Genomic DNA, 25,132 nt, shown 5'->3' on the forward strand with positions numbered 1-25,132 from the left:
CGCTGTGGGGACGTAGTGATCGTCAAGATCGGGGAGATGCCAGGACGGTTTGGGACTCGTCGGAACGGCATCGCGCCAGGTCAGGCAGGGTGGACGTCGGCGAACGGCGATCAAGCGCAGGTCAGCTGATCATGGCGATTCTGACGATGATCATACTTACAAAGCAGATGTCGGCGGTTCGAAACCGTCCGCGCCCACCACCGAGAAGACCCCCGGCCGATGACGGCCGGGGGTCTTCCGTGTTCGCGTGTGCGCCGCGGCGCGGTCCGTGCGGTGACGGTTACAGGCTGAGGGCGTCTACACCTTCACAGGTTCGTGACGGTTGTTCCCGGCTGCGGCGGCGCGAACCGGTTGGCGCGTGCGAGGGCCGGGTGTCCGGACCGACCGTGCCGCCGCGGGGGTCACAGGGTCCAGAACGGGCCCGACACCGAGCGGTGCAGGAGCTGTACGGAGCGGTGGTCGGGGGTCCTCACGCGGACCATGAAGCGCAGGTGGCGGTTGGACCTGACGTCCGCCGCGCAGGTGAACTGGTGGCCGCCGGCCCCGTACGCCCTGACCGGCAGGTGGAGTGAACGGTCGCCGCCGTTCCTGTCCGTCGTGTAGAAGCAGCCCTCGACGACCGTGTCCGCGTGGGTGTCGTCGGCGAGCAGCAGATGGACGACCGTGTGGTGGCGGACCGGGCCGACGAGCAGGACCGCGGTACGGAACGACAGCCCCACCCAGTGGCCGGACCTGAGCTTCATGTCGGTCGCGCTCGACTCGTGCAGGATCTTCGGCACCGGGTCCTCCTCGGGTGGTGTGGGGGCCGACTGGCCCTTGGCGCGGTTCACGATCCCGGGGAAGACGACCTTGCGGAACTGCGCCACGCGCGCGTCCCCCGGGCAGGACGTGCCCGACGACGACCAGGCCGAGTGCAGCCGGTGATAGCCGTAGCCGGGGTCGGACGCGGTGCGGCAGATCCGCAGCGGGACACCGTGCCGCTGGTGCAGCCACACCCCCACCCGGATCAGCTTCTCGACCTGCTTGTCCGTCCACGGGTCGGTGTGCTTCAGGTTCGAGGCCGTCTCGATGGACACCGCGCCCGTGCCGTCCGGGCGCCGGTTCGCTCCGTAGTTGGCGTCGGCGCGCGTCTCCGTGCCGATGTACTGGGCCAGGTCGCCCTCGTAACCCAGACCGAAGTGCGACTCGAGGGGGCTGGTCTTCCAGTACTCGTAGAGCCGCTGCGCGTCCCATGGTGCGGCAAGGCTGTGCAGGATGAACTGCGTAGGCCTGATGGCGGGTTGCTGATCACTCTCGGGCTGGAGCTCCAGTTTTTTCGCGAACGGGCACCAAGCCATCAGGGTGCCTCCTTCTGATTCGGGAGACGTCTCCTCGGGGGAAACATCGGCATGGACGAGCTCACCTGCACTGTCGAGGGCTGCGGCCGCCCCGTACGCGTGCGCTCCCGGGGGTGGTGCGCCATGCACTACCGGCGGTGGCAGCGCCACGGAAACACCGGCCCTGGGACCGCCCATCGTGTGCGCGGCAGCACGGCAATGGAGAGCCGACGGTGCGAGTTCCCCGGCCGCACGCGGAAGTACGTCAGCAAGGGGCTGCGCGCGAGCCACAATTGGCGGCGCGACGCAGGACGCGAATTGACTGCGCTGCCGGACCGGCGGCACGCCAAGCCTCATGACCGGAACCCGCAGGGCGAGAAGCAGTGCCGCACCTGCCTCCTCTGGCTCCATCCGGACATCCGTGACAGCCCGGAACTCCTGCGCGCCGCAGTACATCCGGCGCGCGGTCCACGGGGCGGCGATGCCGTGCAGGATGAACCGCGTCGGCCGGTCACCGGCCGGCCGTCCGACTCCGGCTGTAATGCCATGCGCGTAGCCCCTGAGTACCAGGCCATGCATCTCCTCCCTGGGGCGTGCGGTGGCCCTTGTGCCAGGGCGGGTTCCAAGAAAGGGGGATCTGTTAGTGAGTTGCCCGGGACCGGCGATCGTCACGCGGGACGGTGAACAGTTGCCAACCAGTCATGGCCCGGGGCTGTGCCGAGCGGCGCTCCGACGGTGCGTTCAGCGGTGACCGGCCCGGGACGCGCGCGTCGTCGCCGGCCCCACGCGGCCGGCTCGTGGGCGTGGCCGTACTCCTGCTTCGCCTCCAACCCGCTCGTACGACCCGCGCGTACGGAACGGCCTGCCACCGTCGCCGATCCGCGGCGTGCCACGCCGGTGCCGCGCGGCATGGGGGCGGGACGGGCGGACCGTCACCGTCGAGCCCACGTGGCACGCACCGCACACCACCTCACGCACGTACGTGCACACCGCGACCTGTGGACCGACGCCCCGCCGCGAGCCCCGTGGCACTCGGTGGTGCTCCACGGCCTCCGGTACAGCGCCGCGACCCTCGCCGACGCCGCGCGTGCCGGGCGCCGCCCCCGCCCGCAGCGCGTACGCCCGCAGGTCACCGTCCGCCGCTTCGCCCGCTACCGCTGGGACCGCTCCGTCTCCCGCTGGGCGGCCGAAGGAGAACGCCGCGCCCGCCAGGACCTGCGCGGTCGGCTCCGCGCACTCGAACTTCTCGTCGACGACGGCACCGGCCACCTCGACTTGTCCCCCACGGAGGACGTCGACGTGCCCCCGACCCGCCACCGCCACACCGCCCGGTGGCTGGCCTGACCCACCGGTCTCCTGGGACTGACATAACCGCGGTCCTTCGCCTGGGACGTGGCGTCGGCGGGGTCCGTGCCGTGCGAGCTGGTGAGGAGACGCCGCGTGACGGCGGAGCGGACACCCGCCTGCGCCGCGCCCAGCCCGGCCCAGCCGTGCCGGGGCCGGGCCGTGCCGCGCCCCGCCCAAGGGCTCCCCCGGCCGCTCCGGAGCGCTTCCGGTCGGCTGTCGTGCGCCTTCCGGCTCCCCGGTTTCGGGCGTCAGGCTGTTGCCGAGCGGCGCGGGGGTGAGCGGGAGAGGCGGTGCGGGATGGCTCGCACGCAGGGTATGTGTGGGGCGGTTACCGAGCAGGGGTCGCGGTGTCGGCGGCTGGCCATGGTGGGGGCCGCCCGGTGTCATCTGCACCGGGCGGACTGGGCCACCTACGCGACCGACCGGGTGAGGAAGGGGGCGGGGGCGGAGAGCGGTGCCGATGCGGGGTGGACCGGGCGGATCTAGACTGGCCCATGGCCGGAATGCACCAGAACATCCCGGGGTCGACCGGAGATCGGAGTTGCGTGCCATGTCCAAGCGAGGTAACAAGCGCCGCGCCCGCAAGGGTAAGAAGGCCAACCACGGCAAGCGGCCCAACGCCTGAGGGCGGCGGGCGCGCCCGTCAGCCGGAGCGGCGTACGGCGGAATCCACCGCGTCCAGGGCCAGACCCCACGGGTACCGGTCCGGCCAGTCCTGGCCGGGCCGGTCCGGTGTGTAGCCGCCCTCGCCGTACAGCACCGTCACCCCTGTCTCCCGTAGCGTCGCCACCGACCGGTCGAACTGCGGATGGCGGACGTACGCGGCGTTCGCGCACGGCATCGTGACGATGGGGGTCCCCTTGCCGATGGCCTCCGCCGCCACGCCCACCACGAACTTGCCGGTCAGGCCCAGCGCCCACTGGTTGATCGTGTTGAAGGTCGCCGGTGCGAAGAGGATCGCGTCGGCCGGTGGCCAGACGTCGGGTTCACCGGGGCGTTTGTACTGGCCGCGGACCGGGTGGCCGGTGAGGGCGGCCAGGCCGTCCAGGCTTGCCTCCAGCCAGCGGGCGGCCGGCGGGGTCAGGCCGAGGCAGACGTCCCAGCCGCGCGCCTGGGCGTCCTCGACCACGCTCGCCACGTCGAACACCGGGGGAGCGGCCGAGCAGAACAGGTACAGCGTCCTCATGTTGTTGATCATGGAGATCATCTGATCACATGCCGGACGGTGCATCCTGGGCGGTGAGGAACCGCTCGGCCGCCCCGAGACCCGAGACGCGAGGAACGGTATGTGCCGCAGTATCAAGACCCTCCGCCCGCCCGCGCTGCCCGAGGAGGCCACCGAGGACGACATCCACGCCGCCGCCCTCCAGTACGTACGCAAGGTCTCCGGCTTCCGCGCGCCGGCCGCGCACAACCGGGAGGTGTTCGAGCGTGCCGTGGCGGAGGTCGCCGAGGCGATCCGGCAGCTCCTCGAGGGGCCGGAGGTGCGAGGGATCAGGAAGCCGGTGCCGGGGTCGGGCGGCGCATGACGTACGCCGCGAGGCTCCCGGCCAGGAACAGTGCCAGCACCGACACCGCCGCGCTGAACCACGTCGCGCCCAGCCACTGGCCCCCGAAGTAGCCCAGGCCCACGCTGTACGAGGCCCAGGCCACCCCCGCCAGGACCGACCACGGGACGAACTCCCGGGCCCTGCGCCGTGCCGCCCCGGCGCCCAGCGACACCACGGACCGCCCCGCCGGGGCGAACCGGGCGATGATCACGAGCGCGCCGCCCCCGCGGCCCAGGGCCGTGCCGAGACGTTCCTGCGCGGTGGTCAGGCGGCGCGAGCGGGCGATGGCCCGGTCCAGGCGGGCGCCGCCGCGCCAGGCCAGGCGGTACGCGACCAGATCGCCGAGCACCGAGGCGGAGGCCGCACACAGGGCCAGCGTGACGAGCGAGACGCTGCCCGGCGTGGCCGTCGCCGTCGCCGCGGTCACCGCCGTGGCGGCCGTGATCACCAGGACGCCGCTGGGCAGGACCGGGACGAACACATCCAGCACCACCGAGACGGCCACCGCGGCATAGATCCAGGGGCTCCCGGCCAGCCACCCCACGCTCTCCAGCACCTTGACTCCCCGTTTCGCCCCTGAGAACGCGGAACAGCGTACGCCTCACGCGCCTTCGGGGAACACGGAGGGCACGAGGCCGGTCGCCTCGTGCCCTCCCGTGCGGGGTGTGCGGACCGATTACGCCGCCACTGTCGTGCGGCTCCGGGCGGTCTCCGGCTCACGCGACTTGAACAGGCCGTCCAGCGCCAGTGCGCCCGGGCCGGTGAAGATCAGCAACAGCATCGCCCAGCTGAACAGGGCCGCCGCCTCGCCGCCGTTCTGTATCGGGAAGAGACCCTCCGGCTGGTGCATCTTGAAGTACGCGTACGCCATGGCGCCGGACGAGACGAACGCGGCGGTGCGGGTGCCCAGGCCGACCAGGACGAGCGCCCCGCCGACGAGCTCGATCACGGCCGCGTACCAGAACGGCCAGGTGCCCGACGGGACCGTGGCCCCGCTGCCGTCGGCACCGCCGAGCACTCCGAACAGCTTCGCGGCGCCGTGGCTGAGGAACAGCAGGCCGACGACGACACGGAACAGGCCCAGCGCGTAGGGCTGGGACTGCTGGAGGCGACTGGTGATTCCGGACATGTGGGGGCTCTCCTTCGGCTGGGGACGGAACCGATGAGGCTCCACGTTAGGCATGCCTTCTAGATGCTTGCAAGTTCAACATTCGGCCGTTCGAGGGAAAACGGAGGGTGTCGCCGCCCCTCTTGAACCCGCCGTCCACCCCCGGGCGGGGTGCGGGCAGGCGTGACTCAGTGGAACCTCTGGGTCGGCACACGGAAAGCGAACAACCCTGATTGAGAGGTAACTTGACGGGCCGTCAGATGGCAAGGGGCGGGGCATGGCGTCCAGGCCCCGGTGTCGACAGGAAGTCGGCCATGGTGCCTGGGCCTCGGCTCCACGACGCAGCGGCGCCTCGTAGGAGACCGTCTCCACCCTTAGGCCACGAGTGGCCGGATCTCGCTCTGGAAGTCCGGTGGATGGCCGAACCTCTGGCCGAAGCCCTGGGAGAAGAACCCTATATTTCGTTCACAAGGCCGCAGTCGGTCCGCTCAAGGGGCGGTTCATCGGTCCACGTCCGCTCATGTGCGGTCACCAGCACGCCACCCCTCCGTGCCTGTTCGAGGCGCAGGCGCGCCGAGCGCCCGTGCAGGGTCAGCGTCATCAGCTGGTTGCCGAACCACGGCCCGCCCGTCCTGGCCCACCCGCTCTCCGGCGCCTCCACGCGCGCGTGCCGGGCCAGTGCGCGGCCCAGCCACCGGCCCGCGCGGCTCCAGCCGAACCGGAAGCCGAGCCTCAGGGCGTACGGGATGCGCTGGTGCACGGGGGAGCAGGTCAGTTGGAGGACCCGCCCGGCGCGCCCGGCGCGGCCTCCCCATCGGTCCCGGGCCACGTCCGGTTCCGCTACGTACGCGTGGTGTACGTCCCCCGACAGCACCGACACCGTCGCCGGGGCGTCCGGGCCCTCCGCCGCGTCCGTCAGCAGTCGGGTCAGCCACGCGAACGACGCCGGGAAGGCCGCCCAGTGCTCCAGGTCCGAGCCGCGCCGCAGCACCTCGCCCACCCGGGCCCAGCGGTCGCCCCGGTCGCCCCGGCACAGCGAGGCGTTCCACTGTTCGGCGTCGTGCACGAGGGGCGGCAGCAGCCAGGGCAGTGAGCTGCCGATCAGCAGGTGATCCCGGTCCGCGCGGCCGGTCAGCGCCTGTTCGCGGACCCAGAACGCGTCCTCCTCGCCGAGGATGGCGCGCTTCTGCTCGTCCAGCACACGGCCCGCCCGGGTGTCCACCATCAGCAGCCGGGTCCGCCCCAGGTCCCGCCGGTAACTCCACCGTGTCCGGGACGGGTCGGCGTCGGCCTCGGCGGCGAACCGGCGCAGTGCCTCCGTGCCGTCCGGGCCGGCGCACACGCGCGCGTACAGCGGGTCGGCGGCCAGCTCGGCGGGGGAGAGGTTGCCCAGGTGCTGGTGGACCCAGTACGACATCAGGCCGCTGAGCAGGCGTTCGCGCCACCACGGGGTGGCGCGCATCTCGGACAGCCAGGCCGCGCTCGTGTTCCAGTCGTCGATGACGTCGTGGTCGTCGAAGATCATCAGGCTGGGCACCGTGGAGAGCAGCCAGCGGACCTCGGGGTCGAGCCACGATTCGTAGTAGAGGCGGGTGTACTCCTCGTAGTCCCCGACCTGTGCTCCCGGAGGGTCGCTCAGGTCGCGGCGGGCTGCCAGCCAGCGCCTGGTCTCCCTGGACGTCTTGTCCGCGTACACCTGGTCGCCCAGCAGGAGCAGTACGTCGGGGCGTACGGCCCCGGGGTCGGCGGCCAGCCGGGCCGCGAGCGCGCCGAGGGCGTCGGGCCCGGCCGGTCGTCTGCCGTCCGCGCCGGTGGCGGCCCAGCGGCAGGAGCCGAAGGTGACGTGGAGCGGGGGGTGGGGCGTGCCGGGGGCCGGGGTGCCGGGTGCGGTGATGGTGCTCGGCGGGTGGGGCGAATCCGGGAGCGGCCACACGCCACGGCCGTCGAGCAGCACCTCGTACGCCGTGGCCGTGCCGGGTGTCAGGCCGGTGACCGTGACCAGCGCGTAGTGATGGCCGGCGATCTGGAACGTGCGGGCCCGGCCGCCGGACCCGTCGGCGCAGCGCACCTCGGCGGTGGCGGGCCGGTCCGCCTCGATCCAGACGGTCGCCGCCGGGGCGTACGTACCCCCGCCGGCGGCGGTCTCGGTGCCGTCCGGCCACGCCACGTACCTCAGCAGCGGCCCCAGTCGCAGTCCGGCGCCCATCAGTCGGTCCCCCTCCGTCGCCCCGCTCGTACCGTACGAGACCCGTACGGTACGGAACGCCGGAGGGGGGTGCGACGGTTCCGCGGTCGGTGGCGGTTCGGCGGTCGTTCAGCAGCCGTTCAGGACGGACTGCAGGGCGCTCTTCTCGGCCGAGTCGACCGACAGGTCCCAGTGGTACTTCACATGCACCCACATGCGGGCGTACGTGCAGCGGTACGCGGTGCGCGGGGGCAGCCACTCGGCCGGGTCCTTGTCGCCCTTGGACTGGTTGACGTTGTCGGTGACCGCGATGAGCTGAGGCCGGGTCAGGTCGTTGGCGAACGAGCGCCGGTCCGTCGTCGTCCAGGAGTCCGCGCCCGAGCGCCAGGCCTCGGCCAGCGGGACGACGTGGTCGATGTCGACGTCGGACGCCGCGTACCAGGTGGCGCCGTCGAACTCGGAGTACCAGCTGCCGCTCACCGCGCGGCAGTAGCCGTCCTGGACGACGTCGGCACCGTCGCGCTCCAGCACCACCTCGCGGGTGTTGCACTGGCCGGACTGGGTGATCCAGTGCGGGAACAGGTCCCGGCTGTAGCCGGTGGAGGAACCTTCCGCCTCGACCGTGAGCCCGCTCAGGTACGACCGGGCGGTGGCGGCGCTGACCGGGGTGGGCGGGGACGCCTGGGCCGCCGGGGCGGTGACCAGCAGGCCGGTCACCGTCAGAGCCGCGGTCGCGGCGAGTGCGGCGATACGGCGCGCCGGTCGACGCGTGTAGACACGGGACATGCGAACTCCCTGGAGAGGTGGGGGTGGTGGCCGGACCGCCCCTGCGGGCGCCCGGCCATCGTGGTGGCGCGAAGTTGCCTGGGGATGGGCGCCAGGTAACAGAGTGACGACATGGACACGTCACATCAAGGGTTGTGTCCGTCCCTGACATCCCGGCAGGCGGCGTGCGGCGCCCTAGGGTTGGCGTGTGCTGCTGCCGGTCGACATCACCTTCGGTGCCGTTCTCGCCGTCCTGCTCGCCGCCGCGGCGACCGTCGCCGCCGTCGCCCGGCTGCGCCCGCCGCGCGAGATCGTCGTCGCCGGGCTGCGTGCCGCGGTGCAACTCGCGGCCGTGTCGCTGGTCATCGGGTGGGTGGTCCGCGCCGTACCGCTGCTGCTGCTGTTCCTGCTGCTGATGTACGGGGTGGCGGTACGGACCGCCGGGCGCCGCATCACCCGCAACCGGACGTGGTGGTGGGCCGCCGCGCCCATCGCCGCCGGGGTCGTCCCGGTCGTCGCCGCGCTGGTGCTCACCGGACTCGTACCGGTCAAGGGAATCGCGCTGATCCCGGTCACGGGCATCCTCATCGGCGGGGCGCTCACCGCGACGGTGCTCGGCGGGCGGCGCGCCCTGGACGAGCTCGCCACCCGGCACGGCGAGGTCGAGGCCGGGCTCGCACTCGGGCTGCTCGACCGGGACGCCCGGCTCGAGGTGGCCCGGGAGGCGGCGGCGGACGCGCTGCTGCCGGGGCTCGACCAGACCAGGACCGTGGGGCTCGTCACACTGCCGGGCGCGTTCGTGGGGATGCTGCTGGGCGGGGCGTCACCGCTGCAGGCCGGGGCGGTGCAGCTGTTCGTGCTGGTCGCGCTGATGGCGGTGCAGGGGGTCGCGGTGGCGGTGGTGCTGGAGCTGGTGGCGCGGGGGCGGCTGCACCGGGAGGGGGCCGGCGGCTGAGGTCGCGTACCCTGGACGGAGCAGAAGGGGAGTAGCTCTTCGCCGGACCGTCGACATACTGCTGGGCCTCGTGCCCGGCCGGCGCCCGGAGGCGGAACCCGCTCGTAGGGAGCCGCCGGCGAGACCTTCGGCAGCAGCAGAGTCCATGTATCCATGGCCCTGCCGTGCCGAAGCGACCCCCGAAGCGCGTCGAGCGAAGGTCTCTCGGTACCGGCGGAGCCCGACCGATTGAGGAATCCACCCCGTGCTCAGCTTGACCATCACGGCGATCACCTTCGGTGTCGTCTTCCTCGCCGAACTTCCCGACAAGACCGCCCTCGCCGGCCTGATGCTGGGCACCCGCTACCGCGCGTCCTACGTCTTCGCGGGCGTCGCCGCGGCTTTCGCCGTCCATGTCGCGCTCGCCGTCGCCGCGGGCAGCGTGCTGACGCTGCTGCCGCACCGGCTGGTGCAGGCGTTCGTGGGCGTGCTGTTCCTGGCCGGGGCGGCGATGCTGCTGCTGAAGAAGACCGACGAGGACGACGAGAAGCTGAAGGCCCCGGCCGGCGAGTCGTTCTGGAAGGTCTCCGGAGCGGGCTTCATGCTCATCCTCGTCGCCGAGTTCGGCGATCTGACGCAGATCATGACCGCGAACCTCGCCGCCCGCTACGACGACCCGCTGTCCGTCGGCCTCGGCGCGGTCCTCGCGCTCTGGACTGTCGCCGGCCTGGGAATCCTGGGCGGGCGGACGCTGATGAAGTACGTGCCGCTCCGGCTCATCACCAAGGTCGCGGCCGGTCTGATGCTGGCGCTTGCCGGGTTCAGCCTGTACGAGGCGCTGGCCGGGTGACGGTGGGGTGAGAACGGGGCGCCGCGCGTCAGGGTGTTACGCGGAGGCGGACCGTGCCGTCGGGCGCCGTCTCCACACGGAGCCGCGTCAGGTCCGGTATGTGCACGTCCGGCGCGAACGCCGCCGCGCGCGGGCCGACGCCCACGACGCGCATCCCGGCGGCCCGGCCGGCCGCGATACCCGCCTCGGAGTCCTCGAACACCACGCAGTCCGCCGGGGCATGGCCCAGCTCGGCCGCGCCCTTCAGGAACCCCTCCGGGTCCGGCTTGCTGGCGCTCACGCACTCGGCGGTCACCCGTATCGCCGGCATCCTCAGCCCGGCCGCGCCCATTCGCGCCCGCGCGAGGGCGGCGTCCGCCGAGGTGACGAGGGCGTGCGGGAGTGCGGCCAGCGCCGCCAGGAATTCAGGGGCGCCCGGGATCGCGACGACGCCGTCGAGGTCGGCGGTCTCCTCGGCGAGGAGCTCGCGGTTCTCGGCGAGGTTCCGCTCCATGGGGCGGTCGGGGAGGAGGGCGGCCATCGTGGCGTAGCCCTGGCGGCCGTGCACCACCTTGAGTGCCGCCTCCGGGTCGAGGCCGTGCCGCACCGCCCACCGGCGCCAGCAGCGCTCCACCACCGCGTCGGAGTTCACGAGCGTGCCGTCCATGTCGAGGAGCAGCGCGGTCGCGGTGAGGGTGGATGGGGCGGTGGCCGTCATGGGCGCTCCAGGGGATGGGGGTACGAAGTGGGCCCGCCCGCCGGTCAGGGAGTACGGGCGGGACCACTTTGTTTCTGCACGATACAAAACGAAGGGGGTGCAGCGCCACCCGGCCCTCGCCGGATCGGGTGGCGTCGTACTCGCGGGGACCCCCGGCGGCGGGGCGGCCGCCGTCCGGACGGGGCTCGCGCCGGGACCCCGTGCCCACCACCACCGGCCGGTGACCGCTGTGATGCCGTTCATGGCCGCCTCGGGGGGACCTCCGGAGCAGGGGACCCGCCACCGCCCCAGCGGAACGACTGCCCACAACGGGACGGGGTGGGGTGGGATGGGGCGTGCGGCCCGGCGGCGGGGCCGCCCGGAACGGGCCGGCGCCGGTGGAGGGTGGCCCGCAGTGGGGCATGAGGCGGCGGGCCCGGCCCGTGGTCAGCGGCCGACGGTTTCGGATTCCAGGGAGGCTCGGGTCGTGGTGCCGTAGGTGCCTCGGGGGTCGCCGGTGATGGATCGGTCGGCCTGGTAGGTGGCTACGGACTGCTCGACGTTCTTGTCGTAGCGGCCGTGCATGGGGCCGCTGTACAGGCCCAGTTCGCGGAGGCGGTGCTGGAGGTCCGACACGGGCTGGCCGCGGTCGCCTCGGGTGAGGGTCGGGCCGTTGGCCGTGAGGGGCTCCGACTTGAAGGTGCGGGTGGGCTGCTGGCCCGGGGGAGCGGGGGTCGTTGCCGCCGGCTCCCGGGACTCGGAGGCGGAGGCGCTCGCGGGGGCCGAGGAGGAGGGGGAGGACGAGGGCGAGGGGGGCTGGGACGGGGCGTCGGTGGTTGTCGCGGTCGGCGGTGCGGTGGCGCTCGGCCACGGGGGTGCCGTCAGGTTCGGGTCCGGGGCGAGCCGGTCCGCCGAGCCGTCGGTGTCGAACAGGCCGCTCGCCAACGCCGCCGTGCCGACCACCGCCACGACCGCCGCCGCGACGCCGATCACGGCGCCCGGCCTGCGTGCGGCCGCCGGGCGCCGCACGTCCTCGCGGCGGCGGGAGCGGCGCGGCCCGAGTGTGACGTCCGGGGGCGGCGGGCCGGCCAGGTCCGTGGCGTCCGCCACGTGCAGGCGCACCGTGGACTCGGCCTCCGCCTCCGGGGGCAGCGGCATCCCCTGGACCGGGGCCGGTACCGGTGGCGCGGGGGGCATGGGCGGCGTACCGCCCGGGGCCTGGAGGTTCACGTACGGGCGTATCCGTAGTGGCTCGAAACCGCCGGTTGCCGACCCGGCGCCCCCGGCGCAGGCGCAGCCCGCGCCTTGCGGCGTCGCGGGCGTGCCGCACTCAGGACAGACCATTCCGGCCACTGTGGGTCCCTCCCCTTGGAGTCTTGCTGACTTGTTTCCGCCCCCATGAACTCGCAGCGATTATGCAGGCCCGGCGTGACCTTCCCAACAGCTCGAATCTCGCTCAGCAGGCCATAACGGTCCAGACCACCCACGATGGATGGGGAAACAGCGAGGGAGGCGCCCATGACACGGCCAGTCAGTGCCCCGGCCACCAGTCCCGCCCCCGGCACGGGGCACAACCGGCGCACCGTCCTCGTGGCCATCGGGGCGCTGCTGCTCGGCATGCTGCTCGCGGCGCTCGACCAGACCATCGTCTCGACCGCCCTGCCGACCATCGTCAGTGAGCTCGGCGGCATGGACCACCTCTCCTGGGTCGTCACGGCGTACCTACTCGCCTCCACCGCGGCCACCCCCCTCTGGGGCAAGCTCGGTGACCAGTACGGGCGCAAGAAGCTGTTCCAGGCCGCCATCGTGATCTTCCTGCTCGGCTCGGCGCTCTGCGGCGTCGCGCAGGACATGCCGCAGCTCATCGCCTACCGCGCTGTCCAGGGCCTGGGCGGCGGCGGGCTCATCGTCCTGTCCATGGCGATCGTCGGCGACCTCGTCCCGCCCCGTGACCGGGGCAGGTACCAGGGAATCTTCGGCGCCGTATTCGGCGCGACCAGCGTCCTCGGCCCACTCCTCGGCGGTGTCTTCACCGAGCACCTCTCCTGGCGCTGGGTCTTCTACATCAATCTGCCCGTCGGCATCGTCGCGCTCTTCGTGATCGCCGCCGTTCTGCACATCCCGGCCCACGGCACCCGCCACACCATCGACTACCTCGGCACGTTGCTCATCGCCTCGGTCGCCACCTGCCTCGTCCTCGTCGCGTCCCTCGGCGGCACCACCTGGCCCTGGGGCTCCGCCCGCATCATCGGCCTCGCCGTCCTCGGTGCCGTCCTGCTCGTGGCGTTCGTGTACGCCGAGCGGCGCGCCGCCGAGCCGGTGCTGCCGCTGAAGCTGTTCCGGGTCCGCACCTTCACGCTGGTCTCCGTCATCAGCTTCGTCATCGGCTTCGCCATGTTCGGCGCCATGACCTACCTGCCGACGTTCCTCCAGGTGGTGCAGCGCGTCACCCCCACCATGTCCGGTGTGCACATGCTGCCGATGGTGCTGGGCATGCTGCTCACCTCCACCGCGTCCGGGCAGATCGTCAGCCGTACCGGCCGGTGGAAGGTCTTCCCCATCGCGGGCACCGCCGTCACCACCGTGGGGCTGCTGCTCCTCCACCGGATGGAGCAGACCAGCCCGACCTGGGAGATGAGTCTGTCCTTCTTCGTCTTCGGTGCCGGCCTCGGCCTGGTCATGCAGGTCCTCGTCCTCGTCGCGCAGAACTCCGTCGGATACGAGGACCTGGGCGTCGCCACCTCCGGCGCCACCTTCTTCCGCTCGATCGGCGCGTCGTTCGGCGTCGCCGTCTTCGGCACGATCTTCACCAGCCGCCTCACCGGCGAACTGACCGAGGCCCTCGCCGGTCAGGGCGTCCCCCCGGGCGCCGACGCCCAGGCCGTCGCGGCCGATCCGCGCGCCATCGCCGAGCTGCCGCCGGACCTGCGCCCGGCCGCGCTCTCCGCGTACTCCACCTCCATCACGGACGTCTTCCTGTACGCGTCGCCCGTCGTCGTACTGGCCTTCGTCATCGCCTGGTTCCTGCGCGAGGACCCCCTGCGCGGCTCCGTCACCGCGCCCGACACCAGCGAGACCCTGGCCTCCAACCCGGTCCAGCGTTCCTCTTACGACGAATGCGTCCGCGCTCTGTCCGTGCTGGGGTCCCGCGAGGGCCGCAAGGCCGTGTACGAGAAGATCACCGCCCTGGCCGGGCTCGACCTGCTGCCCGCCTCCAGCTGGCTGCTGCTGCGCATCCGGCGGCACGGCACCGTGGAGCCCGGGCTGCTCGCCGACGTCACACCCGTGCCGCTCAGAGCGATCACTGAGGCGACCCGGCAGGTGGAGGGTCGGGGTCTGGCCCGCCGGGAGGGCCTCCAGCTGATGCTCACCGACGAGGGCGTGGAGGCGGTGACCCGGCTGGCGCACGCCCGCGAGGAGTCGCTGGCCGAGCTGCTCGGCGACTGGTGGGGGCCGGACCGGCCGACCGACCTGATCAAACTGGTGGAGGAGCTGACCGCCGAGCTGAGCGGCTCGGACCGGGAGCGCCCGACGTCCGAGCCGCCGCCGGACCACCGCCTGTAGGGAGTATCCGGCGGATCATGCCGACATCCGAGCTGGGTGCCCTCGTCCTGCTGGTGAGCGGGGTCTGGTGCGTGCAGGTGCAAGGCGGAGGAGGGCGTCGATGCGTGGGGGTCCCCCCTGCTCGAGCGGAGTCGAGAGCTTGGGGGAGTCGGCAACCGACGACAACGCCGCAGATGCGCGTGCCAGACCCCGCGGTCCAGACATGATCCGCCGGACACGACCTAGGGGCGGGGATCAAGGGCCGGCCAGCTCCTTGCCGTACCAGATCTCCATGTACGGGCCCGTGCAGTAGGCCGGGATCTCCCGGTAGCCGTGCCGCGTGTACAGCGCGCGGGCCTCGACCAGGTCCAGGCGCGTGTTGAGCACCGTGCGCCGGGCGCCCAGCTCCCGGGCCGCCTCCTCCAGGGCGGCGAGCAGCCGCCCGGCGCCGCCGCTGCCGCGGAACGCGGGGCGGACGTAGACCCGGGTCAGCTCGGCGCGCCCGGCGTCCAGGAGCAGCACGCCGCCGCACGCGGCCGCCTTCCCGTCGTACCTGCCGACGAGGAACCGCCCGGTCGGCGGCGTCAGGGCCTCGACACCGTCGCCCGCCAGCCCCTCGTCGATCTCGGCGGCGGTGGCGGGGCGCCGCCAGTACCGGCTCGCCACCTCGTCGTAGTAGTCGCGGCGCAGGGCGGTCGCGTCGGCGGTGTCGTACGGCTCGGGGCGTATGTCCCAGACCGCGTCCCAGCCCGCGTCCCGGCCGGTGTCCCGGGCCGTGTGCCCGCTGTCCGAGCCCCGGTCCGCCGTCGTCATGCCCTCAGGACACCACCCGGGCGACGAGCATCCCGTCGTAGCCCTTCGCACCGACGGTCTGGAACGCCGTCGCGTCCAGCCGCGGGTCGCGGGCGACGAGGTCGAACATCTCACGGGTGCCGACGGTCGCCTCGTCGGCGGTGTCCGTGTCGAGTACCGTGCCGCCGCGCACCACGTTGTCCACGATGATCACGCTGCCGGGCCGGGTCAGGCGCAGCGCCCACTCCACGTAACGCGGGTTGTTCCGCTTGTCCGCGTCGATGAAGACGAGGTCGAAGGGGCCCGAGCCCTCGGCCTCCAGTTTCGGCAGGGTGTCGAGCGCGGCGCCGGTGCGCACCTCGGCGACGGTGTCGAGGCCCGCCCGGGCGAGGTTGAGGCGGGCGATCTCGGCGTGCGCGGGGTCGTACTCCAGCGAGACCAGCCTGCCGTCCTCCGGCAGGGCCCGGGCCAGCCAGATGGAGCTGTAGCCGCCGAGCGTGCCGATCTCCAGGATGGCGCGGGCGCCCTGGATGCGGGCCAGCAGGTGCAGCAGCTTGCCCTGGTTGGGGGCCACGGCGATCTGCGGCAGCCCGGCCTCGTCGCTGGCGGCGAGCGCGGCGGTCAGCGCCTCGTCGGCGGGGGCCAGCAGGTCGGTGACGTACGCGTCGACGGCGTCCCAACGGTTCTGGTTCTGGGTGTCCTGAGTCATGGTCAGGAACGTAGTCGACATTCGCCGTCAACGTGCGGCGCGGCTGACCCGAAGTTCCTTGATGCCGTTGATCCATGCCGAGCGGAGGCGGCGCGGCTCCTCCGCCAGCCGCAGATCGGGAAGGGCGTCGGCGATCGCCTGGAAGATCAGGTCGATCTCCAGGACGGCGAGGGACTTGCCGAGGCAGAAGTGCGGTCCGCCGCCGCCGAATCCGAGGTGCGGGTTGGGGTCGCGGGTGATGTCGAACCGCTCGGGGTCGGTGAAGACGGCCGGGTCGTGGTTGGCGGAGGAGTAGAAGACGCCGACGCGGTCGCCGGCGCTGATCCGCTGCCCGGCCAGCTCCAGGTCGCGGGTCGCGGTGCGCTGGAAGGAGACGATCGGGGTGGCCCAGCGGACGATCTCCTCGGCGGCGGTGCCGGGGCGTTCCCGTTTGTACAGCTCCCACTGGTCGGGATGGGTGAGGAAGGCGTGCATGCCGTGGCTGATGGCGTTGCGGGTGGTCTCGTTGCCCGCGACGGCCAGCAGGATCACGAAGAAGCCGAACTCGTCGTTGGAGAGGTTCCCCTCGTCCTCGGCGGCGACCAGCTGCGACACGATGTCCTGGGCGGGGCACCGCTTGCGCGCGTCGGCGAGGTTCATCGCGTAGGCGACGATCTCCATGGCCGCCTCGGTGCTGACCTCCTCGGTGAGCGCGTACTCGGGGTCGTCGTACGCGGCCATCTTGTTGGACCAGTCGAAGATCTTCGCCCGGTCGTGCTGGGGGACGCCGACGAGTTCGGCGATGGCCTGGAGGGGGAGTTCGACGGAGATGTTCGTGACGAAGTCGAAGGTGCCGTCGCCGTCCGCCCGGTCCGACGCTTCGACGGCCGCCTCCACGATCGCGCGGGCCCGGCTGCGCAGGGCGCCCTCCAGGGACCGTATCGCCCGGGGGGTGAAGCCGCGCTGGACGATCTGGCGGACCCGGGTGTGTTCGGGCGGGTCCATGTTGAGCATGATCATCCGCTGGGCGTCGATCTGGTCGCGGTGGATGGACTCGTTGAAGCGGATGATCGCGGTGTTGGCGGACGACGAGAACAGCTCCGGGTGCGTCGACACGTACTTGACGTCGGCGTGCCGGGTCACCGCCCAGTACCCCTCGTCCTCGAACCCGGCGATGCCGCGCGGCTGCGGGCACCACTGGACCGGCGCGGTCCGCCGCGCCTCGGCGAACTCCGGGTGGGGGACCCGGGCCTGGAGGAGGTCGGGGTCGGTGAAGTCGAAGTCCGTGGGCAGGTGGCCCTGGGGGAGACGGGGGCAGGACATCGGCGGCTCCATGGCTGGCTCGGGCTCCGACGGGGTCACCCGCGCTCTGACGGCCCGTCAGGAGTTGCCCGCAAGGTAGTGAGGGCCGCCGCAACGTGCAAGGCCCTTGCGTACCACGGGTAATGGTCCGCAGACTGAAAGGTAACTAGAACGCGTACCAGTTCCGGTTATCCCCCCAGTGCCGCTCCCGCCCGGGCGCCGGGACGCCCCGCGGGCGCGAGGAGAGGACCAGCCCATGGCCGCGGAACCCGTGATCGTCGAAGCCGTACGCACCCCCATCGGCAAGCGCGGCGGCGCGCTCGCCAACCTCCACCCGGCCTACCTGCTGGGCGAGACGTACCGCGAAATCCTGGGCCGCGCGGGCATCCCCGCCGACTGTGTCGAACAGATCGTCGGCGGCACGGTCACCCACGCCGGCGAGCAGTCCATGAACCCCGCCCGCACCGCCTGGCTCGCCATGGGACTCCCGTACGAGACCGCCGCCACCAGCGTCGACTGCCAGTGCGGCTCCTCGCAGCAGGCCGCCCATATGGTCGCCAACATGATCTCCTCGGGCGTCATCGACGTCGGCATCAGCTGCGGCGTCGAGTCCATGTCGCGCGTACCGCTCGGCAGCGGCTCCAAGCACGGCCCCGGCAAACCCTTCCCCGACGAGTGGAACGTCGACCTGCCCAACCAGTTCCAGGCCGCCGAGCGCATCGCCCGCCACCGCGGCCTCACCCGCGAACACGTCGACGCCCTCGGGCTGCTCTCCCAGCAGCGCGCCGCCACCGCCTGGGCCGAGGAGCGCTTCAAGCGTGAGACGTTCGCGGTGCAGGTCCCGACGACCGAGGCCGAGCAGGAAGCCGGTCAGGGTATGTGGCGGCTCGTCGACCGCGACGAGGGGTTCCGCGACACCGGCATGGACGCCCTCGCCGGGCTCAAGCCGGTCATGCCGACCGCCGTCCACACCGCCGGCAACTCCTCCCAGATCTCCGACGGCGCCGCCGCCCTCATGTGGGCGTCCAAGCGCATGGCACGCGCCCTGAAACTCAGGCCGCGCGCCCGGATCGTCGCCCAGGCCCTCGTCGGCACAGACCCGCACTTCCACCTCGACGGGCCCGTCGACGCCACCCGGGCGGTCCTCGGCAAGGCCGGGATGTCGCTGCGGGACATCGACGTCGTGGAGGTCAACGAGGCGTTCGGGGCGGTCGTCCTCAGCTGGGCGCAGGTCTTCGACCAGGACCTCGACAAGGTGAACGTGAACGGCGGCGCCATCGCGCTCGGCCACCCCGTCGGTGCGACCGGCGCGCGGCTCATCGCCACGGCGCTGCACGAGCTGGAGCGGCGGGACGGGGAGTTCGCCCTGATCACCATGTGCGCGGGCGGGGCGCTGGCGACGGGGACGATCATCCAGCGGCTGTAGGGGGCTGCGAGGGACCCGGGCACGGTGAAGGGCCCCGGGGAGTGAACCTCCCGGGGCCCTTCACCTCATGGTTCGGCTCAGTACCAGTGGTTGGCCTGCCAGAACGACCAGGCCTCGCACGGGCTGCCGTAGCGGTCGTTCATGTAGTCCAGGCCCCACTCGATCTGGGTGGCCGGGTTGGTCTTCCAGTCCGAGCCCGCCGACGACATCTTCGAGGCCGGCAGGGCCTGCACCAGGCCGTACGCGCCGGACGAGGCGTTGGTGGCGGTGTGGTCCCAGCCCGACTCGCGCTCGATGATGTTGCTGAAGCACTTGAACTGGCCTGCCGGGACCATCTTCTTGGCGACGGCCCGCGCGTCGTTCGGCGCGGCCGAGGCCGGGGCCGTCACGGCCATCACCGCACCGGAGGCGCCCAGCAGCACGGCTGCGGCGGCGACGGCGGACTTGTTGCGGCGGACGGACAGACGGCTGGAGATGGAGCGGAACACGTAAGAGCACCTCACGTCGGGAACAAGGGGGCGTCGCAGGCATGCCGGAACCAAGGCCCGGGGTCACCCGGGGTCTCGGGAAGTGGCGCACCAGGGGCACTTCGGCGGAACCGCGAGGCGGTCGCTTCCGTCGTTGCCCTGCGACGTCGTCCACAAAAGCAGGGCACCGCCGCCCTGGCAACGCCCCCTTGTACGAGGCGAGGCCGGAGAAAGGGGCGTGGCGGCGGCGTCCGGCGGGCTTGGGTCAGTGCAGGTCGCCACGGGGAGACCGGTCGGTCCCGCACAGGCCCCGGCGCCCACTATGCGGCTTCGTATGTGACCTGCGTCCTGTGGGGCGCCTCACCAGCGAATGGGGCTTATGCGGCTTTTGGGTGCCTTCGAATGTGACCTGGGCCTCGAACGCGGCCCGCCGAGTCGCGCGCCGAAGCGCCTTCAGAACCGTCGATCCGATGGTCAGCGTCAGCACCACGGTGAGGGCCGCACGGCCCAGGTCCCAGCCCATCGACGTGGCCAGGCAGTACGCCGCGAACCGGACGAGGTTCTCGGGCAGGGGGTCGCCGGGGTGGAACGCGATACCGCTGCTCAGGCCCTGCAGCGTCACCCAGCCCTGGAGGTTCATGGCCGTCCCGTACGCGAGCGCCGCCACCGCTCCGTACGCCGCCAGCATCAGCAGCTCACCACGGCCCCGGAGCCTCTCCGGCCCCGGCAGCAGCCCAGCGCCCAGCGAGAACCAGCCCATCGACAGCATCTGGAACGGCATCCACGGGCCCACCCCGCCCGTCAGCAGCGCCGACGCGAAGATCGTCACCGCCCCGAGGACGAAACCGAAGCCCGGGCCGAGGACCCGGCCGCTCAATACCATCAGGAAGAACATCGGCTCCAGGCCCGCCGTCCCCGCACCCAGCGGCCGCAGCGCCGCGCCGACGGCGGCCAGCACGCCCAGCATCGCCACCGCCTTGGCGTCCATGCCCGAGTCGGCGATCGTCGCCACGACCACGCCCACGAGCAGTGGCAGCAGCGCCGCGAACAGCCACGGCGCGACGCCCGCGTGCGCCTCCGCCAGACCGGACGCGCTGTCCGCCAGCAGCGGCCAGCCGAACGCGACCACCCCGATCGCGGTGACGAGGACCAGGGCGGTGACCGACCGGGGGCCCAGCCGTATCGGGCGGGCCGCCGTCACAGCGCCGCCTCCACCTGCGCGACGGTCAGCCACGGCTGGGGCGCCAGCACCTTCGCCACCTGCGGGGCGAACGCCGGGGACGACACCACGACCTCGTGCGTCGGGCCGTCCGCGACGACCTCCCCGTCGGCCAGGATCACCACCCGGTGCGCCAGCTCCGCCGCCAGCTCCACGTCGTGCGTGGCCATGACGATGGCGTGGCCCTCCGCCGCGAGGCCCCGCAGCACCTCGACGAGCCGGGCCTTCGCCGCGTAGTCCAGGCCCCGGGTCGGCTCGTCGAGCAGGAGCAGCCTCGGGCGTCCGGTCAGCACGACGGCCAGGGCGAGGGCGAGGCGCTGGCCCTCCGACAGGTCCCGGGGGTGTGTGTCGTCCGGTACGCCCGGGAGCAGAGCGGCGACCAGGGCGCGGCAGGTGCCGGGGGTGGCGGACGCGTCGGTGTCGGCGGCGGTGCACTCGGTGGCGACGGTGTCGGCGTAGAGGAGGTCGCGCGGCTCCTGGGGGACCAGGCCCACCTGGCGGATCAGGTCACCCGGCGCCGTGCGGGCCGGGGGACGGCCGCCGACGAGGACCCGGCCGGACGCCGGCTCGACCATGCCGACCAGCGCGCCGAGCAGAGTGGACTTGCCGGCGCCGTTCCGCCCCATGAGCGCGACGGTCTCCCCGCCCCGCACGGTGAGGTCGACGCCCCGCAGAGCCTCCACCCGGCCGCGCCGCACGGCGAGCCCGCTGACGTCGACAACCTGCCCGCCGCCATGGTGCGCCGCGTCCCGGACGGGGTCCCGTTCCGCCGCCCCCGGCCTCGGCTGCCCGGACAGGCCCCTCCAGCTCCCGTCCCGCCGCCCGAACGGCCACCACGATCGCCGCGCGCCGGTGGACTCGTTGTGGGCCGAGTCACCGCTGGTCTCGTCGGAGGGCGAGGAGCCATGCCGGTCTCTTTCTGCCTCCCCCGCCCCCGTCCGCACCCCCGCGGGGGCCGGTGCGCGGTCCGCCAGCCGTTCCCGCAGCGGGGCCGCCAAGCGGCGGGCGTCCCGGACCGTGAGGGCCGGTGGGGTCCAGCCGGCCAGGCGGGAGAGGGCCACCACCGGCGGGTGGACCGGGGAGACCCGCATCACCTCCGCCGGGGGGCCCACCAGCAGGGGAACGCCCGAGGCGGGTAGCAGGGCCACGCGGTCGGCGTACTGGACCACGCGTTCCAGGCGGTGCTCGGCCAGCAGGATCGTCGTGCCCAGGTCGTGGACCAGGCGCTGCAGCACGGCCAGGACCTCCTCGGCGGCCGCCGGGTCCAGGGCGGACGTGGGCTCGTCCAGGACGAGGACCTTCGGGTGCGGGGTGAGGACCGAGCCGATGGCGACGCGCTGGCGCTGGCCGCCGGACAGGGTCGCGATGGGGCGGTCGCGCAGGTCGGCGAGGCCCAGGAGGTCCAGGGTCTCCTCGACACGGCGCCGCATCACCTCGGGCGGCAGGCCCAGGGACTCCATGCCGTAGGCGAGTTCGTCCTCCACCACGTCCGTGACGAAGTGCGCCGACGGGTCCTGGCCCACCGTCCCCACCACGTCCGCCAGTTCACGCGGTCGGTGCGTGCGCGTGTCGCGCCCGTCGACCGTCACGCGGCCCCGCAGCGTGCCGCCCGTGAAGTGCGGCACGAGCCCCGACACCGCGCCCAGCAGAGTCGACTTGCCGACCCCGGACGGGCCGACCAGCAGGACCAGTTCGCCCTCCGGGACCGTCAGGTCCACATCGCGCACGGTCGGCGCGGCGGCGTCCTCGTACGTCACCGTGACGTTCTCGAACCGGATCACCAGTCACTCCTCAACGGCCATGGGACGGGGGTACGGGGGCGACGAACGCCGGTGCCAGGCCCAGCAGGACGGACAGCGCAGGCCACACGGGAAGTTCCGGCGCCACCAGGGGCGTCACCCCGGGGCGCAGGGCCTCCGCGGCCGGACCGGTCGACGCCCAGACCATCAGCGCCGCCACCGCGACCCCGGACCCCGCCACCAGCCATGTCCGCGTCCCCCACCGGTCGGGCCGGTGCCGGGTACGCGGCGTCCGCCGGCCGCCCAGCCACAGCCCCGCCAGCGCCGCCACGAGCCCGGCGGCCAGCAGCGGCACGCCGTACGCCGCGCCCTCCACCGCCAGCAGCCCGTATGTACCGGCGCACACGCCCAGCAGCCCGCCCAGGGTCAGGACCGTCGTCGTGTGCCGCACCCCGGCGGGTACGGCCGCCGTACGCCCGTACCCGCGCGCGTCCATGGACGCGGCCACCGCGACCGATCTCTCCAACGCGCCCTCCAGGACCGGCAGCCCGATCTGCAGCACCGCCCGCACCCCGCCCGTCGGCCGCCCCCGCAGCCGTCGCGCGGTCCGCAGCCGCGCCACGTCGGCGACCAGGTTCGGCGCGAACGTCATGGCCACCACCACGGCCACACCGGCCTCGTACAGCGCGCCCGGCAGCGACTTGAGCAGCCGCGCCGGGTTGGCGAGCGCGTTCGCGGCGCCCACGCACGCCAGCAGCGTGGCCAGCTTCAACCCGTCGTACAGCGCGAACACCAGCTGTTCGACCGTCACCCGGCCGCCGATCCGTACCCCCCGCGCCCACTCCGGCAGCGGCACCTCGGGCAGCGTGAACAGCGGGTGCGTACCGGGGATCGGCGAGCCCAGCACCGTCGAGAACACCAGCCGGATCACCAGCACGGCCAGCCCCAGCTTCAGGAACGCGCCGTACGAGCGGGCCCACGGCGCGTCCGTCCGGCGCGCCGCCACCACGTACCCGGCGACCCCGACGACCAGGCCGAGCAGCAGCGGGTTGGTGGTGCGGGACGCGGCGACGGCCAGGCCCAGGGCCCACAGCCACCAGGCGCCCGCGTGCACGGCGTTGGAGCGGTGCGCCTCGGGGGCGCGCAGCCTCATCGGTTTCCGCGCCGGCGGGCGACCTGGACCAGTGCGGCGGCGCCCAGGGCGAGCACGGCGGCGGCTCCGCCCAGGAGACCCAGGGACGGGCCGCCCCCCTCGTCCGTACCGGAGCCCGCCCGGGCCGTCGCCTGGTTCGGCGGCTCGGACGGCTGCGGCTCCGCCGTCCTCTTCTCCTCCGCCTGCTCCCCGCAGCCCTTCTCCGGGTAGCCCGCGATCGCGCACAGCAGAGCCTGGCTGTTGTAGCGCAGCGGCGCCGCGACGGCGGCGAGTGCCTCCGCGCCCGTCGCGTCGGGACGTACCCGGGCGCACGCGGTGCGCTGCGCGGGCGGGGTCTCGCCGTCGGGCGCGTCGGACGGGGTGCCGAAGTCCAGGACGACCGCGACCCGCTTGGTGCCGTCCTTCGCGGGCGTGTCCGCGCAGACCGCGGCGAAGTCGGGCGCCCGGCGGGGCCGGTCGGCGTCCTGGCTGTCGGTGCTCACCGCGAAGCGGTAGCCGTGGACGTCGCCGTCGGCGGGCCGGGCGGTGGCGGGGCCCTGTGTGGCGTAGGTCCAGGTGTCGCCGCTCCCGCCGCTCTCCCAGAAGGACCAGTAGCGGTATCCGGCCGCGTGTGCGGGAGCGGCGGCACCCAGGGCGGTGAACACCACGACGAAGGCCCCGACCAGCGACCGGAGAGCGCGCGGACGGGTGCGCGGACGAGTGCGCGGACGGATGCGCGGACGAGTGCGCGCACCAGGACCCGGACGCGTCACGGCCGCTGCTTCTTGCCGCGGCCGCTCAGCAGGAAGCCGATGCCCATGCCGGCGACCAGGAACACGGCGACGATCAGCCACACGGGGAAGCCGGAGTCCTCCTGCGCCTCCTGCTGCTCCGCCTTCTCCTTCTCCCGGGACTCCGGCGTCGACGCGGGCTCCGGCCCGGTCGCGTTGAGCTGCTCGACGAGGTCGGCGCCGCCGAAGTCGCGGGTGTCGATCCCCGCGGTGTGGCCGGCGAGGACCAGCTGGGCGTACGCGGCGGGGCCGCCCTCCTTGGCCCAGGCGGCGGAGTTGTCGCGCAGCCACGCCACGGCTCCGGCCGCCTCCTCGCCGTGGCCGGCGGCCGAGAGGGCGAGGACGGCGTCCGCGGTGTTGCCGATGTCGGGCTGGTCGGCGGGCGCGGCGGAGCCGGGCATGGGCGGCAGGTTGAGGTGGCCGGTCTTCGCCAGGGCGGCGGCCAGATGGGCGGCGCCGTTGCGGGCGGCCCGCTCGGCGGTCGGCTTGGGAGTGTCCTCGCAGGTGGGCTTCTGGTTCGGGGTGACGCCGCGGACGAGCATGTGCTTGCCGAGCCCGGCGAGTACGGCGGCCGCGGTGGCGTCGTCGTTGGCCCGGAGGGTGCCGTCCTTCTCGGGCTGGTAGGCGAAGGCGCCGCCGCCGACGGGGGCGGAGCAGGGCAGCGCGAACGTGAGCAGCGCGTCGTACGGGCTCTTTCCGCCGGCCGTCGTCACCGAGCCGGGCTCCTCGCCGACGCCGGCGAGGGAGCTGATGACGAGGGACGTGGAGTTGGCGTCGCTGGGGGAGCCTGGGTTGTAGCCCCAGCCGCCGTCCTCGTTCTGTGCTCCCTTGAGCCAGTCCAGGGCGTCCTCCCTGGCCTTGTCGGTGCGCTCCTCGTGGCTGTCGACGCCCTTGAGGGCCTGGAGGGCGACGGCGGTGGCGTTGACGTCGAGGGGGAGGTCCGCCGGGCACGGCTCGGCGGTGTCGGCGCGGTAGGACGGGAAGGCGCCGTTGTCGCACTGCTGGCCGAGGAGCCAGGCGACGGCCTCCTCGGCGGGCTCGACACCGGACACCTGCTGGGCCATGAAGGCCAGCGACTGCCGCCAGACACCGTCGTATGTGGGGTCCTTGGTGCCGTACAGGCCGGCCGGGAGAGCCGGGGCGGACGGCGAGGGCGTGGGCGACTGGGCGGCGCGGACGGCGTGAGCGGCGGGGGCGAAAGCTCCGGCGCCGCCCACGAGCAGCACGGCGGTGGCGGTGAGCGCAGTGGCGCCGCGGCGAACTGTGGTCATGGCGGGTGCCTCTCCTCCGGGCCGGGCACCG

General features: G+C 73.2%; 24 protein-coding genes. 7 read left to right on the forward strand and 17 right to left on the reverse strand.

Features of this window, described 5'->3' with window-relative positions:
* Positions 1 to 401: 401 nt before the first annotated feature.
* Positions 402 to 1,337: an N-acetylmuramoyl-L-alanine amidase gene (locus FVS66_RS24535; RefSeq protein WP_149183355.1), complete on the reverse strand. Its 936-nt coding sequence runs from the start codon at positions 1,335 to 1,337 to the stop codon at positions 402 to 404.
* A 927-nt stretch (positions 1,338 to 2,264) separates the two neighbouring features.
* Between FVS66_RS24535 and FVS66_RS24540 the strand changes: the two genes are divergently transcribed.
* Together FVS66_RS24540 and FVS66_RS36940 are read left to right on the forward strand one after the other, a co-directional pair.
* On the forward strand, positions 2,265 to 2,660 hold the full coding sequence (locus FVS66_RS24540) for a hypothetical protein (protein ID WP_262387175.1): 396 nt from the start codon (positions 2,265 to 2,267) through the stop codon (positions 2,658 to 2,660).
* 553 nt (positions 2,661 to 3,213) lie between these two features.
* The gene (locus tag FVS66_RS36940; protein WP_099048249.1) at positions 3,214 to 3,288 is read left to right on the forward strand and encodes a 50S ribosomal protein bL37; all 75 of its coding nucleotides are present in this window, start codon (positions 3,214 to 3,216) and stop codon (positions 3,286 to 3,288) included.
* A gap of 18 nt (positions 3,289 to 3,306) precedes the next feature.
* Here the strand turns inward: FVS66_RS36940 and FVS66_RS24555 are convergent, their stop codons facing one another.
* The gene (locus tag FVS66_RS24555; protein ID WP_149183357.1) at positions 3,307 to 3,849 is read right to left on the reverse strand and encodes a flavoprotein; all 543 of its coding nucleotides are present in this window, start codon (positions 3,847 to 3,849) and stop codon (positions 3,307 to 3,309) included.
* 100 nt (positions 3,850 to 3,949) lie between these two features.
* Between FVS66_RS24555 and FVS66_RS24560 the strand changes: the two genes are divergently transcribed.
* A complete protein-coding gene (locus FVS66_RS24560) occupies positions 3,950 to 4,192 on the forward strand; it encodes a DUF2277 domain-containing protein (protein ID WP_149183358.1) in 243 nt (80 codons plus the stop codon).
* Here the strand turns inward: FVS66_RS24560 and FVS66_RS24565 are convergent.
* From FVS66_RS24565 to FVS66_RS24580, 4 genes are all read right to left on the reverse strand, one after another.
* Entirely contained in the window at positions 4,158 to 4,769 is a 612-nt protein-coding gene (locus tag FVS66_RS24565; protein WP_149183359.1) for a VTT domain-containing protein, read from the reverse strand. The genes FVS66_RS24560 and FVS66_RS24565 overlap by 35 nt on opposite strands.
* A gap of 120 nt (positions 4,770 to 4,889) precedes the next feature.
* Positions 4,890 to 5,333, reverse strand: coding sequence for a DoxX family protein (locus FVS66_RS24570; RefSeq protein ID WP_149183441.1), 444 nt, complete (start codon positions 5,331 to 5,333; stop codon positions 4,890 to 4,892).
* Positions 5,334 to 5,775: 442 nt separating this feature from the next.
* Positions 5,776 to 7,527 (reverse strand): alkaline phosphatase D family protein, encoded by a 1,752-nt coding sequence (locus FVS66_RS24575; protein WP_149183360.1) that lies wholly within the window; start codon positions 7,525 to 7,527, stop codon positions 5,776 to 5,778.
* Positions 7,528 to 7,635: 108 nt separating this feature from the next.
* Complete coding sequence (locus FVS66_RS24580; protein ID WP_149183361.1) at positions 7,636 to 8,292, reverse strand: HNH endonuclease family protein; 657 nt, start codon at positions 8,290 to 8,292, stop codon at positions 7,636 to 7,638.
* Positions 8,293 to 8,479: 187 nt separating this feature from the next.
* Between FVS66_RS24580 and FVS66_RS24585 the strand changes: the two genes are divergently transcribed.
* Together FVS66_RS24585 and FVS66_RS24590 are read left to right on the forward strand one after the other, a co-directional pair.
* The gene (locus FVS66_RS24585; RefSeq protein ID WP_149183362.1) at positions 8,480 to 9,226 is read left to right on the forward strand and encodes an ABC transporter permease; all 747 of its coding nucleotides are present in this window, start codon (positions 8,480 to 8,482) and stop codon (positions 9,224 to 9,226) included.
* A 244-nt stretch (positions 9,227 to 9,470) separates the two neighbouring features.
* The gene (locus tag FVS66_RS24590) at positions 9,471 to 10,055 is read left to right on the forward strand and encodes a TMEM165/GDT1 family protein (protein ID WP_149183363.1); all 585 of its coding nucleotides are present in this window, start codon (positions 9,471 to 9,473) and stop codon (positions 10,053 to 10,055) included.
* A 28-nt stretch (positions 10,056 to 10,083) separates the two neighbouring features.
* On the opposite strand, the gene FVS66_RS24595 is transcribed toward FVS66_RS24590, so the two are convergent.
* Together FVS66_RS24595 and FVS66_RS24600 are read right to left on the reverse strand one after the other, a co-directional pair.
* A complete protein-coding gene (locus FVS66_RS24595) occupies positions 10,084 to 10,752 on the reverse strand; it encodes an HAD-IA family hydrolase (RefSeq protein ID WP_149183364.1) in 669 nt (222 codons plus the stop codon).
* A gap of 426 nt (positions 10,753 to 11,178) precedes the next feature.
* Positions 11,179 to 11,889, reverse strand: coding sequence for a peptidoglycan-binding domain-containing protein (locus tag FVS66_RS24600; protein WP_222946976.1), 711 nt, complete (start codon positions 11,887 to 11,889; stop codon positions 11,179 to 11,181).
* Positions 11,890 to 12,249: 360 nt separating this feature from the next.
* Here FVS66_RS24600 and FVS66_RS24605 point away from each other — a divergent pair, with 360 nt between their 5' ends.
* The gene (locus FVS66_RS24605) at positions 12,250 to 14,295 is read left to right on the forward strand and encodes an MFS transporter (protein WP_149183366.1); all 2,046 of its coding nucleotides are present in this window, start codon (positions 12,250 to 12,252) and stop codon (positions 14,293 to 14,295) included.
* Between the two features lie 234 nt (positions 14,296 to 14,529).
* Here the strand turns inward: FVS66_RS24605 and FVS66_RS24610 are convergent, their stop codons facing one another.
* From FVS66_RS24610 to FVS66_RS24620, 3 genes are all read right to left on the reverse strand, one after another.
* A complete protein-coding gene (locus tag FVS66_RS24610; RefSeq protein WP_149183442.1) occupies positions 14,530 to 15,003 on the reverse strand; it encodes a GNAT family N-acetyltransferase in 474 nt (157 codons plus the stop codon).
* 88 nt (positions 15,004 to 15,091) lie between these two features.
* Positions 15,092 to 15,775, reverse strand: coding sequence for an O-methyltransferase (locus tag FVS66_RS24615; protein ID WP_149183367.1), 684 nt, complete (start codon positions 15,773 to 15,775; stop codon positions 15,092 to 15,094).
* A 27-nt stretch (positions 15,776 to 15,802) separates the two neighbouring features.
* On the reverse strand, positions 15,803 to 17,077 hold the full coding sequence (locus FVS66_RS24620) for a cytochrome P450 (RefSeq protein WP_149183368.1): 1,275 nt from the start codon (positions 17,075 to 17,077) through the stop codon (positions 15,803 to 15,805).
* A 235-nt stretch (positions 17,078 to 17,312) separates the two neighbouring features.
* Here FVS66_RS24620 and FVS66_RS24625 point away from each other — a divergent pair, with 235 nt between their 5' ends.
* Positions 17,313 to 18,482, forward strand: coding sequence for a steroid 3-ketoacyl-CoA thiolase (locus FVS66_RS24625; RefSeq protein WP_149183369.1), 1,170 nt, complete (start codon positions 17,313 to 17,315; stop codon positions 18,480 to 18,482).
* A 77-nt stretch (positions 18,483 to 18,559) separates the two neighbouring features.
* Here FVS66_RS24625 and FVS66_RS24630 read toward each other — a convergent pair whose 3' ends face one another.
* The 6 genes from FVS66_RS24630 to FVS66_RS24655 form a co-directional block, all read right to left on the reverse strand.
* Positions 18,560 to 18,970: a transglycosylase SLT domain-containing protein gene (locus tag FVS66_RS24630; RefSeq protein WP_149183370.1), complete on the reverse strand. Its 411-nt coding sequence runs from the start codon at positions 18,968 to 18,970 to the stop codon at positions 18,560 to 18,562.
* A 244-nt stretch (positions 18,971 to 19,214) separates the two neighbouring features.
* The gene (locus FVS66_RS24635; RefSeq protein WP_149183371.1) at positions 19,215 to 20,150 is read right to left on the reverse strand and encodes an ECF transporter S component; all 936 of its coding nucleotides are present in this window, start codon (positions 20,148 to 20,150) and stop codon (positions 19,215 to 19,217) included.
* The gene (locus FVS66_RS24640) at positions 20,147 to 21,949 is read right to left on the reverse strand and encodes an ABC transporter ATP-binding protein (RefSeq protein WP_149183372.1); all 1,803 of its coding nucleotides are present in this window, start codon (positions 21,947 to 21,949) and stop codon (positions 20,147 to 20,149) included. The genes FVS66_RS24635 and FVS66_RS24640 overlap by 4 nt, the downstream gene beginning before the upstream one ends.
* Before the next feature lie 10 nt (positions 21,950 to 21,959).
* The gene (locus FVS66_RS24645) at positions 21,960 to 23,060 is read right to left on the reverse strand and encodes a CbiQ family ECF transporter T component (RefSeq protein ID WP_149183373.1); all 1,101 of its coding nucleotides are present in this window, start codon (positions 23,058 to 23,060) and stop codon (positions 21,960 to 21,962) included.
* Positions 23,057 to 23,707, reverse strand: a complete 651-nt coding sequence (locus FVS66_RS24650) for an SCO2322 family protein (RefSeq protein ID WP_316248211.1) — start codon at positions 23,705 to 23,707, stop codon at positions 23,057 to 23,059. The genes FVS66_RS24645 and FVS66_RS24650 overlap by 4 nt, the downstream gene beginning before the upstream one ends.
* Before the next feature lie 101 nt (positions 23,708 to 23,808).
* Positions 23,809 to 25,101: a prenyltransferase/squalene oxidase repeat-containing protein gene (locus FVS66_RS24655; RefSeq protein ID WP_149183374.1), complete on the reverse strand. Its 1,293-nt coding sequence runs from the start codon at positions 25,099 to 25,101 to the stop codon at positions 23,809 to 23,811.
* Between the last annotated feature and the right edge of the window lie 31 nt (positions 25,102 to 25,132).

The organism is Streptomyces sp. TRM49041, from assembly GCF_008271805.1.
In the GTDB taxonomy this organism is placed as follows: domain Bacteria; phylum Actinomycetota; class Actinomycetes; order Streptomycetales; family Streptomycetaceae; genus Streptomyces.